Origin of the sequence: Piscibacillus salipiscarius JCM 13188 (assembly GCF_001311865.1) — a bacterium.
In the GTDB taxonomy this organism is placed as follows: Bacteria; Bacillota; Bacilli; order Bacillales; family Alkalibacillaceae; genus Piscibacillus; species Piscibacillus salipiscarius.
In genome coordinates this window covers 68,059-84,576 of sequence record NZ_BBCD01000004.1, presented here as the reverse complement: position 1 = coordinate 84,576, position 16,518 = coordinate 68,059, and the positions used below count along the sequence as shown (strand labels likewise).

Annotated in this window: 13 protein-coding genes and 8 pseudogenes; 19 read left to right on the top strand and 2 right to left on the bottom strand. The window is 39.8% G+C overall.

Translation table 11 applies throughout. The annotated features are described in order from the left end of the window. Window positions 1-192: 192 nt before the first annotated feature. From JCM13188_RS04370 to JCM13188_RS04285, 19 genes and pseudogenes are all read left to right on the top strand, one after another. Window positions 193-768, top strand: coding sequence for a TetR/AcrR family transcriptional regulator (locus JCM13188_RS04370; RefSeq protein WP_054752397.1), 576 nt, complete (start codon window positions 193-195; stop codon window positions 766-768). Window positions 769-980: 212 nt separating this feature from the next. Next, window positions 981-1,856 (top strand): beta-keto acid cleavage family enzyme, encoded by an 876-nt coding sequence (locus JCM13188_RS04365; RefSeq protein ID WP_054752395.1) that lies wholly within the window; start codon window positions 981-983, stop codon window positions 1,854-1,856. A gap of 12 nt (window positions 1,857-1,868) precedes the next feature. Further along, window positions 1,869-2,803, top strand: a pseudogene (locus tag JCM13188_RS04360) (3-hydroxyacyl-CoA dehydrogenase NAD-binding domain-containing protein). Between the two features lie 12 nt (window positions 2,804-2,815). Beyond that, the gene (locus tag JCM13188_RS04355) at window positions 2,816-3,208 is read left to right on the top strand and encodes a thioesterase family protein (protein ID WP_369404819.1); all 393 of its coding nucleotides are present in this window, start codon (window positions 2,816-2,818) and stop codon (window positions 3,206-3,208) included. 113 nt (window positions 3,209-3,321) lie between these two features. Further along, window positions 3,322-4,517, top strand: a pseudogene (locus JCM13188_RS04350) (quaternary amine ABC transporter ATP-binding protein). Next, window positions 4,517-5,349, top strand: a pseudogene (locus tag JCM13188_RS04345) (ABC transporter permease). Before JCM13188_RS04350 ends, JCM13188_RS04345 begins: the two co-directional pseudogenes overlap by 1 nt. A gap of 23 nt (window positions 5,350-5,372) precedes the next feature. Then, window positions 5,373-6,251, top strand: a complete 879-nt coding sequence (locus JCM13188_RS04340; RefSeq protein ID WP_054752393.1) for a glycine betaine ABC transporter substrate-binding protein — start codon at window positions 5,373-5,375, stop codon at window positions 6,249-6,251. Window positions 6,252-6,312: 61 nt separating this feature from the next. After that, window positions 6,313-7,992 carry a CocE/NonD family hydrolase gene (locus tag JCM13188_RS04335; RefSeq protein WP_054752391.1) on the top strand — a complete coding sequence of 560 codons (1,680 nt, stop codon included), beginning with the start codon at window positions 6,313-6,315 and terminating at the stop codon, window positions 7,990-7,992. A 372-nt stretch (window positions 7,993-8,364) separates the two neighbouring features. Continuing rightward, on the top strand, window positions 8,365-8,661 hold the full coding sequence (locus tag JCM13188_RS20375; protein WP_054752389.1) for a TIGR04104 family putative zinc finger protein: 297 nt from the start codon (window positions 8,365-8,367) through the stop codon (window positions 8,659-8,661). Window positions 8,662-8,755: 94 nt separating this feature from the next. After that, complete coding sequence (locus tag JCM13188_RS04325) at window positions 8,756-9,124, top strand: hypothetical protein (protein WP_054752388.1); 369 nt, start codon at window positions 8,756-8,758, stop codon at window positions 9,122-9,124. Between the two features lie 93 nt (window positions 9,125-9,217). Beyond that, window positions 9,218-10,078: a class I SAM-dependent methyltransferase gene (locus JCM13188_RS04320; protein ID WP_369404818.1), complete on the top strand. Its 861-nt coding sequence runs from the start codon at window positions 9,218-9,220 to the stop codon at window positions 10,076-10,078. Continuing rightward, window positions 9,966-10,799 (top strand): annotated as a pseudogene (locus JCM13188_RS04315) (patatin-like phospholipase family protein). The gene JCM13188_RS04320 and the pseudogene JCM13188_RS04315 overlap by 113 nt, the downstream one beginning before the upstream one ends. Before the next feature lie 152 nt (window positions 10,800-10,951). Further along, entirely contained in the window at window positions 10,952-11,083 is a 132-nt protein-coding gene (locus JCM13188_RS20370; RefSeq protein WP_369404817.1) for a hypothetical protein, read from the top strand. Further along, a complete protein-coding gene (pxpB, locus tag JCM13188_RS04310) occupies window positions 11,044-11,658 on the top strand; it encodes a 5-oxoprolinase subunit PxpB (protein WP_369404816.1) in 615 nt (204 codons plus the stop codon). Before JCM13188_RS20370 ends, pxpB begins: the two co-directional genes overlap by 40 nt. Continuing rightward, window positions 11,655-12,661, top strand: a pseudogene (locus JCM13188_RS04305) (5-oxoprolinase subunit C family protein). Before pxpB ends, JCM13188_RS04305 begins: the two are co-directional and overlap by 4 nt. Window position 12,662: 1 nt before the next feature. Next, window positions 12,663-13,429, top strand: a pseudogene (locus tag JCM13188_RS04300) (LamB/YcsF family protein). A gap of 76 nt (window positions 13,430-13,505) precedes the next feature. After that, complete coding sequence (locus JCM13188_RS04295; protein WP_054752386.1) at window positions 13,506-13,925, top strand: nuclear transport factor 2 family protein; 420 nt, start codon at window positions 13,506-13,508, stop codon at window positions 13,923-13,925. A 17-nt stretch (window positions 13,926-13,942) separates the two neighbouring features. Further along, a pseudogene (locus tag JCM13188_RS04290) lies at window positions 13,943-14,348 on the top strand (NUDIX hydrolase). Between the two features lie 68 nt (window positions 14,349-14,416). Then, window positions 14,417-14,797, top strand: coding sequence for an SH3 domain-containing protein (locus JCM13188_RS04285; protein ID WP_279401372.1), 381 nt, complete (start codon window positions 14,417-14,419; stop codon window positions 14,795-14,797). 33 nt (window positions 14,798-14,830) lie between these two features. Here JCM13188_RS04285 and JCM13188_RS04280 read toward each other — a convergent pair whose 3' ends face one another. Together JCM13188_RS04280 and JCM13188_RS04275 are read right to left on the bottom strand one after the other, a co-directional pair. After that, complete coding sequence (locus JCM13188_RS04280; RefSeq protein WP_054752383.1) at window positions 14,831-15,241, bottom strand: hypothetical protein; 411 nt, start codon at window positions 15,239-15,241, stop codon at window positions 14,831-14,833. Window positions 15,242-15,270: 29 nt separating this feature from the next. Next, window positions 15,271-16,400 (bottom strand): annotated as a pseudogene (locus tag JCM13188_RS04275) (alpha-hydroxy-acid oxidizing protein). Between the last annotated feature and the right edge of the window lie 118 nt (window positions 16,401-16,518).

Sequence of the window (16,518 nt, the reverse complement as noted above, 5' to 3'; positions counted from 1 at the left end):
ACGTGGTACGATAGAGGTACGTAAGTCGTGTACATAGTATAAATAAGCTTTGCAAAGCTACAATAAGTTTATGATGTTATACGATTGGTGTAATACTTTTATATTATTTTTGCGTATGTATTGAATTCTATACCGTCCAGATAGTATAGTAACCTTTAGTAGAATTAATCTTTTGGGCTGAGGATGATGACATTGGCTAAGGAATCAAGGAGAGTCGCGATTTTAGAGGCGGCTTCGTCAATTGTGAGTGAAAAAGGTATATTTAATTTAACGTTAGAGGCTGTTGCGAAAGAGGCTGGGATTAGTAAAGGTGGGCTTTTGTACCACTTTCCCTCTAAAGAGGCGCTTGTTCAGGGAATGGTTGAACACTTAGCGCATAACTATCGTAGTAAGATTGCTCGGAATGTAGAAGATGACCCGTTAGATCGTGGTAAATGGACAAGAGCGTTCTTAAATGTAACGTTTAATCAGGGGTATCCGAATAAGGATATGCATGCGGGTTTACTTGCGGCGAAGGCTGTTAATCCTAAGTTGATGTTACCGCTATACCAGGCTTACGAGGAGTGGCAGACGAATATTGAGAACGACGGTTTAGATCCTATTGATGCGACGATTATTCGACTTGCGACAGATGGGATTTGGTTAGCTGAATTATTGGAGCTTTACAATATCGATGATCAGAAGAAAAAGGCTGTTTATAAACGGCTACATGAATGGATTCAGGATCTTTATTTAGATGCTGAGAAGAAGAAAAAAGAAGAAAACTAGACTGTAAATACAGTTTTTAATTTTATATTATTGATGCTTAAAAGCCCGCTAAATGCGGGCTTTTTTATGTCTTAAATACTTGATTAAATAATTGTTTTTAAAAAGAGTGTTGATATTAAACCGTCTAGATGGTATAGTAACAAACGGATTGAAAAACCGTCCGTACGGTATAGTAATAAGTAGCGCGATTTTTAACATTTAGGAGGTTCAGCATGAGTCAAAAAGTGATGCTTACAGCAGCGGTTACAGGCGCTGGGGATACAACTACGAAAAATCCAAACGTTCCAGTAACTCCGAAAGAAATTGCAGAATCAGCGATTGCGTCTGCGAAGGCTGGAGCAACAGTTGCTCACGTTCACGCTCGTGATCCTGAGACAGGTGGTATCAGTCATAACATTGATCATTACCGTGAAATTGTGGATCGTATTCGTGAATCTGAAACAGACGTGATTATTAATATTACATCTGGCGGTGGTGGTGACTTTATTCCAAGTCTTGATACACCTGCAGCTGGAGGAGATGGAACAGATATTCAGACGCCATCTGAACGTCATGAGCCAGTTGGGGAGCTTTTGCCGGAGATGTGCACACTTGATTGCGGAAGTACGAACTTTGGCAACATGATTTACATGAGCCCGACAGACTGGTTAAGAGAGCAAGCGAAATTAGTACAAGACAGTGGCGTTAAGCCGGAATTAGAATGCTTTGATACGGGGCATGTTCGTTTTGCGAATCAGTTAGTTAAAGAAGGTTTAATTGATGGCGGTCCGATGTATCAGTTCTGCCTGGGTATTCCTTGGGGAGCTGAAGCGGATGTTGAGACAATTTCGTATATGAAAAGCCGTCTTCCTGAGAACGCACATTGGTCAGCATTTGGTATTGGACGTATGCAGCTTCCGATGGTGACTCAAACGGCGCTCTTAGGTGGAAACGTTCGAGTGGGGTTAGAAGATAATATCTACCTTAAGAAAGGTGTTCTAGCTTCGAACGAATCACTCGTTGAACAAGCCGTTAAACAATTACACACAAATAATATTGAAGTCATGACTCCTGCCGAGGCAAGAGAGGCTTACAACTTAAGGAAATAGGAGGTCAGGCGAATGGCAAGTGAATCAAAGAAAGTTGCGGTCATCGGAACTGGCGTCATCGGAAATGGCTGGATTACGCGTTTTCTAGCAAATGGCTTTGACGTGGTCGCTTTTGACCCGGCTGAAGGAGCGGCAGAAAGAACCAGAGATACAGTAGAGCGTGCTTGGGAATCAGTTAAAGCTCTTGGACTTAAAGAAGGCGCATCTAAGGATCGTCTAACATTTGTTTCGACTTTAGAAGAAGCAGTTCAAGATGCGGACCTAATTCAAGAGAACGTCCCAGAACGTGTTGAGCTAAAGCAATCTGTTTTAAGAGATATAGATATAAGTTCGAAATCAGATGCTGTAATAGGTTCTAGTACGTCAGGCATTAAGCGACTGTACTTCAAGAAACATTAGAAAATCCTGAAAAGATAGTCGTTGCACACCCTTTTAACCCAGTATATATTTTGCCGTTAGTTGAAATTGTAGGCGGAGAGTCTACGAGTCAAGAAACGGTTGAGAAAGCCTATAAGATTTATGAATCAGCGCAAATGAAGCCGATGATTATAGATAAAGAGATTGAAGGCTTCATTGCAGACCGTTTAATGGAAGCTCTATGGCGTGAAGCGTTACACCTTGTTAATGACGGTATTGCGACAACTGAAGAAGTAGATAAAGCAATTACGTATGGAGCAGGTCTTAGATGGGCTCAGATGGGGCCGTTTATGACATTTCACTTAGCTGGAGGAGACCAAGGGATGCGCCACATGCTTGAACAGTTCGGTCCTGCATTAAAATTACCTTGGACGAAGCTTGAAGCACCTGAGTTAACAGATGAACTTAAAGAGCGTGTTATTAACGGATGCGAGAGCTTCGCAGATGATCGTTCAGTTGCAGAGCTTGAATGTAAACGTAATGAATTTTTAGTGAAATTGATTGATCTAGTTGAAGATTATTGGCCTTAAGAGGTGAAAGTTATGTCTACCCCCTTTAAATATAACGTAAGCGTCATAGAGCAGTGGGTCGATTATAACGGCCATATGAATGACGCCGCGTATGCAGAAGTATTCAGTCGTGCTGTGGATGCCTTGATGGGCCACCTCGGCATTACTGAAGAAGTAATTCAAGAAAAACAATATACGATTTTTACATTAGAAACGCATCTATGTTATCTAAATGAGGTTCACCAAGGTGAATCGTTAACGGTTGAATGGCAGTTACTTGACCATGATGTTAAAAGGCTCCATGCCTTCTTTTCCATGAAAAACACAATGGTGACTTGGTCGCAACAAGTGAACAAATGCTCATGGGCATGGATCAAGGTCAAGGAAAGCCTGCGCCATTTTTATCATTTATTCAAGAAAAGATAGATGACGTTTGGAGAGAGCATGAACATTTAGAAAAACCGAAACAGGCAGGGAGAGTTATAGGGATTCGCAGGAAGTAATTCTCCTTCTTGCTTGTACATAAAAGGAGAATGTTTATGAGTAATATTGAAATCAAAAATCTAACAAAAGTCTTTGGATCACATCCAAAACAGGGCTTAAGAATGTTAGAAGAAGGATATTCAAAAGACGACATTTTAGAACAAACCGGTAACACTGTTGGAGTTAACAAAGCTTCATTTGAAGTTAAAAACGGTGAGTTCTTCGTCATTATGGGTCTATCTGGTAGTGGTAAATCTACCCTAATCCGTTTAGTTAATCGCCTTATTGAGCCGACTGATGGTGAGGTATTAATTGACGGTGAAGATATTACGAAAATGAAACGAGACCAATTAATTGAAACACGTCGCCAAAAGCTTGGAATGGTATTTCAAAATTTCGGGTTATTCCCACACCGTACAGTTGTCGGAAACGTTGCTTATGGTCTTGAAATACAAGGCGTTGGTAAAGAGGAACGTGAAAAGAGAGCACAGAAGTCGATTGAAGATGTTGGCTTAAAAGGCTATGAAAATAGCTACCCGAATGAACTGAGTGGCGGTATGCAGCAGCGAGTTGGTTTAGCGAGGGCACTTGCGAATGATACGGATATCTTGCTTATGGATGAAGCTTTCAGTGCATTAGATCCTCTTATTCGTAAAGAAATGCAGGATGAGTTACTTAAGCTTCAAAATAAATTAGATAAAACAATCTTATTTATCACTCACGATTTAGATGAAGCATTAAAATTAGGTGACCGCATTGCGATCATGAAAGATGGACAGATTGTTCAGGTTGGTTCTTCAGAAGAAATCCTTGAGAATCCTGCTAACCAATATGTCAGCAATTTCGTTAAAGACGTTGACCGTTCTAAGGTGCTCGATGCGCAGGCTGTTATGAGAAAGCCAGAAGTGTTAACGACTTATAAAGATGGCCCGCGTATGGCCGTTAGAAAAATGGAGGAAGTAGGGGCATCAAGTATTTTGTGGTAGATCGTGAAGATAACTTTAAAGGTTTACTTACGATTGATGATGCGATTAATGCTTATAAGAATGATATTTCGATGGAAGAAGTTTTAGTTACGGATGTCCATCAAACAACGCCTGAGACGCCGCTTAACGATTTAATCGGTGTTGCAGCAGATGCTAAGTATCCAATTGCTGTCGTAGAAGACGGTAAACTCTTAGGGATTGTATCTCGAGTCTCTATTCTTTCAGGACTCGTTCTTGGAAAAGAGAAAGCTGAGGTGACAAGCTAATGGATTACTTTTACTTACCATTAGAAAAATGGACGAATGAGTTTGTAAATGGTTGGTTTTTGCCGACGTTTAGTAATACATTTGATGCCATGAGTAATGGGTTGAATGCTTTCATCAATAGTGTGACAGATGTCCTTTTATTCATACCTGCAGAATTATTTACGTTAATCTTAGCCATCATTGCTTGGAGATTTGCAGGAAAAGGTATGGCGTTTTTACCGTAATAGGTTTTCTATTTATTGGATCTGTCGACATATGGGAACAATCGATGCAAACATTATCTATTGTTATTGTGGCAACATTTGTGTCATTAGTAGTCGGTGTTCCGATTGGGATATTTAGTGCACTTAATAACCATGTACAAAACACGGTTCGACCAGTTTTAGACTTCATGCAGACATTACCAAGCTTTGTTTATTTAATTCCTGCGGTACTATTATTTGGTCTTGGAGGTGTACCTGCGGTTATTGCGACGTTTATTTTCGCAGCACCACCTGCAGTTCGTATGACCAATCTAGGTATTCGCAGTGTATCTAAAGAAGTTGTTGAGGCATCACGTGCGTTTGGTTCAACTAAAAGTCAGTTACTTTTTAAAGTTCAACTTCCACTAGCTGTTCCAAGCATCATGGCAGGGGTTAACCAAACGATTATGTTGTCATTATCGATGGCGGTTATCGCTTCGATGATCGGTGCGCCAGGTCTAGGTGCATCTGTTTTAACAGCTATTTCTCGAGTGAACATAGGTTTAGGTTTAGTAAGTGGTTTAGGAATTGTTGTACTAGCGATTGTTCTTGACCGGATCACTCAAGGGTTAGGTCAAGGTAAAGCATAAATAAATTAGGAGAGGGAGATTACATGAGAAAGTTTATATTAACATTAATGGCAGTAAGTCTAGTTGTATTAGCAGCATGCGGTTCTAATAATGAAGAAGGTAGCAGTGCTGAAGGTAGCGATAAAGCTGAGGAAAAAGGAACAATTACATTTGCGGTAACGCCATGGACTAGTACTGTACCACCGACTAAAGTGGCTGGACTAATTATTGAAGAAATGGGTTATACAGTTGAAGAAACTCAGGCAGATGTAAGTTCGACATTTGTTGGGCTTTCACGTGGTGATTTAGATGTATTCATGGATTCATGGATGCCAGCACACCAATATCAATATGAGGAATATAAAGATTCTATCGAAAAAGTCTCCATTAGCTATAAAGATGCTGATTCAGGTCTAGTTATTCCAACTTACGTGGAAGGTATTGAGAAAGTAAGTGACTTAAAGGGTCGTGAAGATGAGTTTGGTAATAAAATATATGGCATTGAAGAAGGCGCTAGTGCGACTAAAATGATGCGTGATTTAATTAAAGAGGCTGATCTTGACTTAGAGCTTGTAACATCATCAGAAGGTGGAATGTTAGCTCAAGCTCAAAGAGAGATGAGTCAAAATAATCCAGTTATTTTCTATGGCTGGAGACCACACACAATGTTTAATAAATTCGATATTAAAGTGATTGAAGATGACTATGGTTACTTTACACCTTCTGACGTTCATGTTTTAGCAAATAAAGACTTAAAAGAAAAAGCGCCAGATGTATATAAGTTCTTACAAAACTGGAGTATTCCTTTAGAAGATGTAGAAGCAATGATTGTTAAAATTGAAGATGGACAAGATCCGCGTGAAGTTGCACAAGAGTGGATTGATAATAATCAAGATAAAGTTAACAAAATGTTAGGTAAGTAATATTTGATGAAAAGGTCTGTATCCATAAGATGCAGGCCTTTTGCTACTTGGAGGGATTTTAATGAGTGAACAAGTCGTTATCGAACGTGATGTCCCGTGTCAGCTTAGGGACGGAGTAACTTTGTATGCAAATGTTTATCGGCCTGAGAGTGAAGGAGAATACCCAGTTCTGTTAACTCGCCTTCCTTACAATAAAAATCTACCAAATTTCTCCCATCGTTATATTGATCCAATTCGAATGGCGTTGGATGGTTATGTCGTCATCATTCAAGACGTGCGAGGGCGATTTAGTTCTGAAGGTGACTTTAAACCATTCGCACAAGAATTAGAAGATGGCTATGACTCTGTAGAATGGGCAGCATCTCTTCCTTATAGTAATGGCAAAGTGGGAATGTTCGGCCTGTCGTATTATGGTTTTACTCAGATGTTTGCTGCCATGGCTAAGCCTCCTTCACTTAAAGCAATTTTCCCAGCTTTTACAGGTCACAATATTGATCGTGATTTATCTAAGCGAGGTGGTGCCTATGAGCTAGCAAAGCTTGAGACGTGGATGCTAGATTCGGTTGCGCCAGACTACTTGAAGAGAATACAAGATTCAGAGACTTTTCAGAAAACGTCTCAAGAGCTGATTGCAGACTTAGATCACATACTAGATTGGCACAGTCATTTTCCATTTAAAGACTGGTCACCTGTCATGAAACATCCAGAATTACAAGAGTTGTATAAAGCTTATATTTATGGTGAGTTATCAGTAAATGACCGTGCATCGATCGGTGATGTGAACGTACCTGGTTTTCATATGGCAGGATGGTATGACTGCTTCTTACAAGCAACGATTCATAATTTTTCTGAATTAGAAAAGCAAGGAAAGGACGATCAGCAGCTCATTATTGGACCTTGGGGACATGGCGTGTTCACTCCTTACTTTGGTGAACGATACTTTGGTCTTAAAGCCTCTGGGGACTTAATTGATGGAGTTGATGATGTCACATCCCTTCATTTGAAATGGTTTGATCACTGGCTAAAAGATGACCAGACTGAGGTTTTTGAAGAGGATGCACCTATTAAACTATTCGTGATGGGGGCAAATGAGTGGAGAAGCGAGTATGAGTGGCCATTAGCGCGTACGAACTATAAGCCATTGTATTTACACAATCACGGTCAATTAAGTTTTGACAAACCGACAGAGTCTGCGCTCGATTCTTACGTTTATGATCCTGACAACCCTGTTCCGACAAAAGGTGGACCATCATTATTCATTCATGGTATAAATACGGGACCATTAGATCAAAGAGAGGTTGAAAAGCGAGAGGATGTTCTAGTTTATACTAGTGCTCCTTTAGGCGAAGACATTGAAGTAACAGGTCCGGTTAAGTTTAAATTATACGCTTCAACAGATGTAGTGAATACTGATTTTGTGGTTAAATTAACGGACGTACTACCAGACGGTAAATCTATTAATGTGACAGAAGGAATCGTCCGAACAAACACCATACACGGTGCACTTAAACCGGGTGAAGTCTACGAGTATGAGATTGATATGTGGTCAACCAGTCAAGTGTTTAAGAAAGGACATTCACTCCGTGTTCAAGTTACTTCGAGTAACTTCCCTATGTATGACCCAAACCCTAACACAGGAGACACACTACTTGATACAACTAAAATAATTAATGCTAACCAAACGCTTCATATGGGCGCAGATTATGCATCTCACATTATTTTACCAATTATAGAAGGTTAATAGGAGACCCCGGCTTGAGCCGGGGTTTTATTAATAAAAGAAATCATATTAGTAGAAAACATGGCTAAAAAATTTTAGTTTTTAAAACTAATAGTTAATGAAGTATAGTGCTGCAAGGTGAATTTTTCGAAATACGGACAAATCCACGTCTGACATGAACGGATTTCCGAGAAATGTGAACAGTCTCTCGTCTGATGCGAACAATTCTCTCTGAAATGCAAACAAATCTCCGACTAATGCGAACAGACCTCAGTGAAATGCGAACAATTCAACTCTTCGTGGGAACAAAATCACCTAAATTCACAGATGATCTTTTGCGACTTAACTGAAAATTCTTACATATAATGGTATAATTAAGTTGGGGGTGATTAGATGAAGTTACCAACTTGTTGGAATTGTGATTTTCAATTTAAATGGTCGGAGTTGCTATTCATCTTAGGTTGGAAAAAGAGATGTCCAAACTGTCAGGAGATGCAATATGTGACATCGGATTCTATTAAAATGACTTCCTACTTATTGATTTATGACTTGATTGCGATTGTGTTTATTTGGATACTACCGATTGATTTTTGGTTACAATTACTTATTCTTATTGCCATGTTACTCATGACAATAATACCTATCCCTTATCTAATAAGATTCACTAATCGTAAACAACCATTATTTTAAGGAGCTGATTCAAAATGCATTCTCATGGAAAACATTGGGTTTGCAAAAACAGGTATGCAGCAGGCAAGATGGTGTTGTTACATAGGGGGAACAAATGAAGAAGAATGTGATTACTGCGGTAGTAATTTTATCCGTACTAGGCCTTTACATTTATGTGCAGGCAGAGAAACATACAACTATTGGGGAGTTAGTTGATGAACGAGTGGATGATAGTTTGACATTTAAACAATTAAGTGTCGAAGTGTTTAGAGAGGGTAAGAATAGTAGCCAATTTTCTAGGCCTATTAAGGGTTTTTCCATTTCTGATGAGTCGTTTATACAAGAGTTAATCGGTAAGATTGATTCGACTGAGGTTAAACAAACGAATGAGTTAAGTATGCAGACCAGGTTTCGGTTAGTTTTCACTTACCAAAAGGAAATTGAGGAGAATCATTATTCGAACCAGACGTTTTTATCGAAGTAGGGACAGATCGGCTGATTATGGATCGTGTGTATGACATCGAAGGAGGGCCCAATCCTGTTGACATCATAACGGACATGCTGAAAGCTGAAGGGTATGAGTGGTAGAGAAGTTATGAAAAGAGTAGATATGATACGAGCTGAAGAGAAGAAGTACCATGATGAGTGTTATAAGCAACATAAGTTATTTGAAAAAGGCTCTTGGTTGTATAAACCTGTCCAGACTGTTTTAGAAATGCTGCCTAAAATAAAAGAGATCGAGAATCCTAATGTTTTAGATTTAGGTTCTGGAGTTGGGCGAAACAGCATTCCAATTGCCGAAGCTGTTAAATCAAATCGAGGGAAAGTTGTATGTGTAGATTTATTAGAATCTGCTATTGAGAATCTTCTATGCTATAGCAAACAGTTTGAAGTTGAACAGGTCATTGAACCTTATTTATCGGATATCGAAGGTTTTGAAATTAGGGAACAAAGCTACGATTTTGTGGTTGCTGTCTCAAGCCTAGAACATGTGAGCTCAGAATTGACATTAAAGAGAGTGTTAACGGATATGGAAAAGGGCACTAAACCTGGAGGGTTAGTTTGCTTAGTTATTAATACTGAGGTAACAGAGATCGATTTACATACTGGAGAGAGCTTAGATGCTTTAATAGAAGTTAACCTGTCAACCTATGATATGATTCATGAATTAAATCCAGTTTTTAAAGGCTGGAAGCTGGTTAAACACCTCGTTAAACCTTTAGAATATAACATAGAACGTAATGGTGTACCTATTTTATTAAAAACAAATGCAGTAACGTATGTAGTACAAAACAAGAGGGGATGTCATGACACAGACTGGATTAGTGCTAGAAGGTGGAGGCAGCCGGGGTGTTTACACGGCAGGCGTCCTTCATTATTTAATGGAACAAAATATATACCTGCCATATACGATTGGGGTTTCGGCGGGTGCTTGTAATGGATCGTCTTATATCGCGCGGCAAATTGACCGAAATCGAACCGTCAACATTGATTTTGTGGATCACCCTGAATATTTATCGCTTAGAAATTGGATTGAGAAGCGGCAGATATTTGGGATGGACTTTTTATTTGATACGCTACCAAATAAGCTCGCGCCGTTTAATTTTGATGCTTATTATGAAGCGGATGAGGAGTTTGTCATTGGGGTGACAGACTGTAAAACAGGTGAGGCATTATTTTATAAAAAATCAGAGTATCCAACAGATGCCGTGACGTTACTTCGGGCCTCGAGTTCACTACCAATGTTCGCGCCAATGGTTGAATTTGACGGAAAGTACTTGATGGACGGCGGGATTTCAGACCCCATTCCAATTAAACAATCGGAAAGATGGTAATACAAAGAATGTGATCGTGTTAACGCGGAATCGTGGGTATGTTAAAAAGCCGCAGTCATTTATGCGATATTTACGAAAGAAATATGCTGATTTCCAGGGTTAATTGAAGCAATGGAAAAACGTCACGCCGTTTATAACGAAACGCTTCAGTACATATTTGATGAAGAGAAGAAAGGGAACGTATTTGTAATTTGCCCATCAGAGAAATTAAAAGTAGGACGAGTTGAGCGGAATAAAAATAAACTGACATCACTTTATAATCAGGGTTATCAGGACGTCAAAAGCGTTGAACATCGACTAAAGGAATTTTTAAGTACACCTTAACCAATTGTGGTTAGGGTGTTTTTTGTGGGGTCGATATATTTACAATTGAGGATGATAATATCCCAACATGATATAGGAAATTGAATCAGTAGAATAATTGGAATATAATTAGTATTAATTATCATTAAATTCAGACTTTAAAGGGAGATAATATGGATTTTCGACTGCAACCGTTAGGTGACCAGGCTGTTGTGATTGAGTTAGGTCAAAGTATTAATATAGAGAATCACCAAAAGTTGAAATGGTGGTCGCTTATTTTGAAGAAGTATCCATTGATTGGGTGATTGAATATATTCCTGCTTACGCTTCGGTGACGGTATTTTATGACATCTTAAAAGTATCAAAACAAGCAGAGGGTCAGTTACCATATGATTATGTTTGTGATCAACTCAAGGTCCTTTTAGCAGATGTAAAGGTTAAGGAACAAATCGAACCTAGAGTTGTGGATATTCCTGTATGCTATGGTGGTGAGTTCGGGCCAGACTTGGAATATGTAGCCGAGTACAATGGTTTATCAACCAGTAAGGTAATCGAGCTCCACTCAAATGGTGATTATTTAGTGTACATGCTGGGTTTTGCACCAGGGTTTCCGTTTATTGGTGGGATGGATCAACAAATTGCCACACCTCGTCAAAAATCCCCAAGGTTAAAAATTCCAGATGGAACAGTAGGGATTGCGAATAACCAAACGGGTGTGTATCCAATTGAGACCCCAGGAGGTTGGCAGTTGATTGGACGAACGCCATTGAAGCTTTTTAAACCTGAACAATCTCCACCAACCTTGCTTCAAGCAGGGGACAAAATTAAGTTTAAGCCAATTTCTTATGATGAGTTTTTAGAGAAGGAGGCAGAGCAATGATTGAAGTTCAAAAGCCTGGCCTCCTTACGAATGTTCAAGATTTAGGAAGAATCGGGTATCAGAAGTATGGTGTGATCGCAAGCGGAGTCATGGACCTATTAGCTCATCGTATCGCTAACCTATTAGTGGGTAATTCGGAAATTGAAGCAACCCTTGAGCTTACTTTGCTTGGACCTGAATTAGAATTTCAACATGATCACCTCATTGCGATTTGCGGCGGTGATTTAACAGCGAAAATAAATGGACAACCCATTAAAACGTGGCGTCCGATCATCGTTAAGAAAGGGAGCGTTCTATCGTTTAAAGGAACGAAGACAGGGTGTAGGGCCTATCTAGCCATTGCTGGTGGCCTGAAAGTAGATGAGGTGATGGGGAGCCAGTCAACTTATTTACGTGCTGGTATAGGTGGCTTTAATGGACGCGCGCTTCAAAAAGGTGATCAACTTGAGATAAAGGAACTTTCTATAACTTCGCAAATGTTTTTTACAAGGTTAGAATCAAAAGTCTCTTATGAAGAATTCTATGAAGTGAACTGGGCCGTAACGTCTAAGTTTACCAATTATGTGAATCAGAATTCTGAGTTCGGGTAATTCCAGGAAAGCAGTATCATTTACTAGATCAAAAGAGTAAAGAAGCTCTTTTTGACCAACCCTTTAAAATTACTCCACAGTCTGATCGAATGGGGTACCGATTAGAAGGTCCACCTCTCGAATTAGAACAGCCAATTCAACTGGCATCAGAAGCGGTTAGCTTTGGGACGGTTCAACTACCCTCAGACGGTCAGCCAATCATTTTACTCGCAGACCGGCAGACGACAGGAGGCTACCCTAAGGTTGCGCAAGTGGCATCTGCTGATTTGCCAAAGGTTGCCCAGCTGAAGCCGGGAATGGCGGTAAATTTTAAAGAAGTAAATATCGAAGAAGCACAGCGTGATTTTCTTAAAAGAGAAGAAGAACTTCTTCAGCTTAAGAATTCAGTTTTTAACAAGATAAAGGAGGGCTAACATGAATAAGATCGATTTAAACTGTGATATGGGTGAGAGCTTTGGCGCTTATCAGATGGGTCGAGACAAAGAAATCCTTGACTATGTAACATCTGCCAATATTGCATGCGGGTTTCATGCAGGAGACCCTGCCACTATGCGAAGAACGGTGCGTTTAGCACTTGGTAAAAATGTTGGGATTGGAGCTCATCCTGGACTGCCGGATTTAGTTGGATTTGGGCGTAGACCGATGGAAATCTCGCCTCAGGAAGCTTATGATCTAGTGGTCTATCAAATTGGAGCATTATATGGATTTGTAAAAGCTGAAGGCGGTCAGCTTCAGCATGTAAAACCGCATGGAGCACTCTTTAATATGGCTGTGAAAGATGCGGATTTATCTGAAGCCATCGCAGAGGCAGTATACAAAGTCGACCCTGAATTAATTTTATTCGGCTTGCCGGGTAGTGAACTAGTTAATGCAGGTAAAAAAGCAAGTTTAAGAACAGCGAGCGAAGTGTTCTCAGACCGAACCTATCAAGAGGATGGTTCTTTAACGTCTAGACGTCACGAGACGCCCTAATTAAAGATCATGAGACGGCTGTTAATCAGGTAAAAAGAATGATCACAGAAGGTAAAGTAGTGTCCATTCAAGGCAGTGATGTATTGATTGAAGCACAAACGGTTTGTATTCATGGAGACGGGCCCCATGCATTAGATTTTGCAAAGCACATCACAACTGACTTAGAAGATTCTGGTATTTCACTTCATAAAATAAGTGATATAGTTTAATGAATTTAGTAGTTTTTAAATTTCAAAGGAATATTTTTACTTTAATAGAATTGTTAGTAATAGGAGGTTGATCTTTATGGATCAAAATTTACTAAACGATTTTAAACGTTTCTTAAAGGAATACCGTGAATCATGGAATAGCTTGGATGCTGAAAGGATGTCAGCCCATCAATCAAAGGATCTAATTGTCCGCTGGGCAAATCCCGATGCGGAAGTCTCAGACTGGGGTGCTGATGCTGCAAAAGAAGGCTGGTATCAGGCTTACAAGCAGTTTGAAGGCAGAAATCCTAAATGGCACTTTGAAGATCTATTTATTGATATTAATAGTCAGCAAGAAGGGGTTGCGGTTTTCCTAGTAACGTTTGAGTTGGATGGATCATTAGTCAACTCTAAATTGTTATTCGCTGAAACGTTTCGCCAAGAACAAGGCGAGTGGAAAAAGATTCGGGAATACGTCGAGAATGGTTTTAGTCTTGAGCAAAAAGTTCATACATAGGAACTGGAGGAAGCATGATGAACCCACCGAAGCACATCGTGTCTGCAGCAACGGTCGTTTAAATGATCATAATGAATTGTTGTTAATCAAGGGCCCATTAAGAGGCTGGGAAATGCCAGGTGGACAAGTTGAAGAAGGTGAGTCACCACGTGAAGCTGCGATTCGTGAGACGAAAGAAGAGTCTGGTATAGATGTTGAAGTCTTGAAATTTTGTGGTATTTTTCAAAATGTTGAGCGTTCGATTTGCAATACATTATTTTTGTGTAAGTCAATAGGTGGTAAGCCAACAACGAGTCCAGAAAGCTTAGAGGTTGGATTTTTTCCGATTGAAGAGGCATTAAAATGGTAGAGTATAAAAACTTTAGAGAGCGAATTGAGGCCTGTTTGAATGATGAAGCTCTACCTGTCTATGTCGAATTTTAACTATTTATGTTTTGGAGGTTCCGTTGTATAATATTCTTAGTAAATCGATTGAAGGAGAGGAACCTCAATTGGAAACACAACAATTTAATATGATTATGCAAGCCATTCGTGAATTGTCGGGTCAGTTTAGAGGTTTAGAAGGAAAAGTTGATGTTTTAACTGAAAGAGTAGATGGTCTAGAAGGTAAGGTTGATGTTTTAACTGAAAGAGTAGATGATCTAGAAGGAAAAGTCGATGGTTTATCTGAAAGGGTAAATGGTCTAGAAGGCGAAGTCAAAGGTTTATCTGAGAAAGTCGAGCAAAACACCGAGAGCATTAATGAACTAAAAGAAGGACAAGGTCAACTTAAAAAAGGACTTGATAGTTTAAACGAAAAGGCCGAGTATATTCAACATAAATTAATGGATCACGATGAAGATATTTTCCATTTGAAAAAGAAAGCTTATTAATTTAACCCACTACACCAATCGTAGTGGGTTTGTTTATTCACAGGCTTCGTGTTTACTATAACCATTTTGTACATTTATAACGTGACCTGTCTTTTTCTTAACATAAACAAATTTTTGATCACAAAAGTCGCCTCGATGCCTAAACTCTACTACGAAGTGATCCTCTTTGTCTGTTACGACATCAATCTCTTCTCGTAGTTCATCTGACCAATTTACTCCAGATGGTGTGTCCCATGGTGACTCCTGATTCGGTAGATAAGTATTGATACGCCCTTCTACATGACGGCTGGCGACTGTGAGGGCATGTTTTTCAGATAATGGTAGATTATCATGGTCTAAATTTACATATTCAAATGCCCATGTTTGATTCTGACTTTGAAACCAAACAAATAGACCTATGATGGCGACAATCATGATCGTGGTAATACTAAAGAGTTTCTTCATTTTACTAACCTCTTACTTCACTGATTCCCTCAATCTAAATTTTGTGCTTCAACAATTACGGATTCGTCAATTTGATTGACAGAGTTCTTCCCAATTAATCCTAACGTAATGTCTAGGTCCGCTGCAAGGTTTTGTAAGACTTCTTTTACGCCGCGTTGACCATCTACTGCTAGTCCGTACATGGCTGGACGGCCAACTAAAACGGCTTTAGCACCTAATGCCATGGCTTTAATGATATCGGAACCACGCCTAATGCCACTATCCATTAATACCGGGATTCGACCTTGAACCGTATCAGTAATAAGCGGCAATGCATCAATGGCTGCAATGGCTCCATCTACCTGCCTACCGCCATGATTAGAGACAATGATTCCATCGACGCCATATTTTAATGCAAGTTCAGCATCTTCTGGGTGGAGGATTCCTTTTAATAAGATTGGTAAGTTGGTGTGTTCTCTTAGAAAAGCTAGGTCATCCCAAGTAAGTCCTGTATTTCCGAATACTTTCGTCCAGTGCATGACCGCTGCTTCTGGATCATCTTGAGGTGATTGGTCGAGTTTACTTAGGAAAGCTGGATCCGTGAAGTAGTTTCCAACACCTTCTCCAATGAGAAATGGTAAATATACGTTCCGTAAATCATCCTCTCGCCATGCCATCATAGGAGTATCGAGTGTGACCACAATAGCAGAGTAGCCTGAGGCCTCGGCTCTTTTGACGAAGCTAGCGGCAATTTCCGGGTCTCGGCTCCAGTAATGCTGGAACCAACGAGGTGCATCTCCCATAGCTTCTGCGATTTTTCCATTGGAAAAGTTGAGGCAGAGCTTGCAATGTACGGGATGCCTAATTCCGCACAAGCTTTTGCTGAACCAAGTTCGCCTTCTTTATGAATGACCGACTGAGTTCCGATTGGGGCGTGTAAAATAGGTGATGGGAATGATTGGCCAAACAACTGAATGGATTGGTCACGCTCATCTACATTGTTGAGCATTCTAGGTACGATTTGCCAGCGATTAAAGCTTGAGACATTAGCATCCATGGTACGGCCTCCACCTGCACCACCTTTAACGTAATAAAAAGGACCGTCTTCCAGTTTGTGACGTGCTGCCTTTTCCCATTCCTCATATGAAACGGGAAGTCTGTCAGGATCTGGGTTTCTCATGTTTTGTAGATGTCAAATTGTATTTGATCTCCAATATTTTTCATAGACAATCTCCTTTCAGATTCTTTTAGTCTTACTTCTATGAAACTTATTGGTTTTCCTGTTCGTATAATTGATT

Excerpts from the sequence above, each read along its gene's own strand:
- JCM13188_RS04365 (WP_054752395.1), top strand. The coding sequence starts at position 981 with ATGAGTCAAAAAGTGATGCTTACAGCAGCGGTTACAGGCGCTGGGGAT.
- JCM13188_RS04355 (WP_369404819.1), top strand. The coding sequence starts at position 2,816 with ATGTCTACCCCCTTTAAATATAACGTAAGCGTCATAGAGCAGTGGGTC.
- JCM13188_RS04340 (WP_054752393.1), top strand. The coding sequence starts at position 5,373 with ATGAGAAAGTTTATATTAACATTAATGGCAGTAAGTCTAGTTGTATTA.
- JCM13188_RS04335 (WP_054752391.1), top strand. The coding sequence starts at position 6,313 with ATGAGTGAACAAGTCGTTATCGAACGTGATGTCCCGTGTCAGCTTAGG.
- JCM13188_RS20375 (WP_054752389.1), top strand. The coding sequence starts at position 8,365 with ATGAAGTTACCAACTTGTTGGAATTGTGATTTTCAATTTAAATGGTCG.
- JCM13188_RS04325 (WP_054752388.1), top strand. The coding sequence starts at position 8,756 with ATGAAGAAGAATGTGATTACTGCGGTAGTAATTTTATCCGTACTAGGC.
- JCM13188_RS04320 (WP_369404818.1), top strand. The coding sequence starts at position 9,218 with ATGAGTGGTAGAGAAGTTATGAAAAGAGTAGATATGATACGAGCTGAA.
- JCM13188_RS20370 (WP_369404817.1), top strand. The coding sequence starts at position 10,952 with ATGGATTTTCGACTGCAACCGTTAGGTGACCAGGCTGTTGTGATTGAG.
- JCM13188_RS04295 (WP_054752386.1), top strand. The coding sequence starts at position 13,506 with ATGGATCAAAATTTACTAAACGATTTTAAACGTTTCTTAAAGGAATAC.
- JCM13188_RS04280 (WP_054752383.1), bottom strand. The coding sequence starts at position 15,241 with ATGAAGAAACTCTTTAGTATTACCACGATCATGATTGTCGCCATCATA.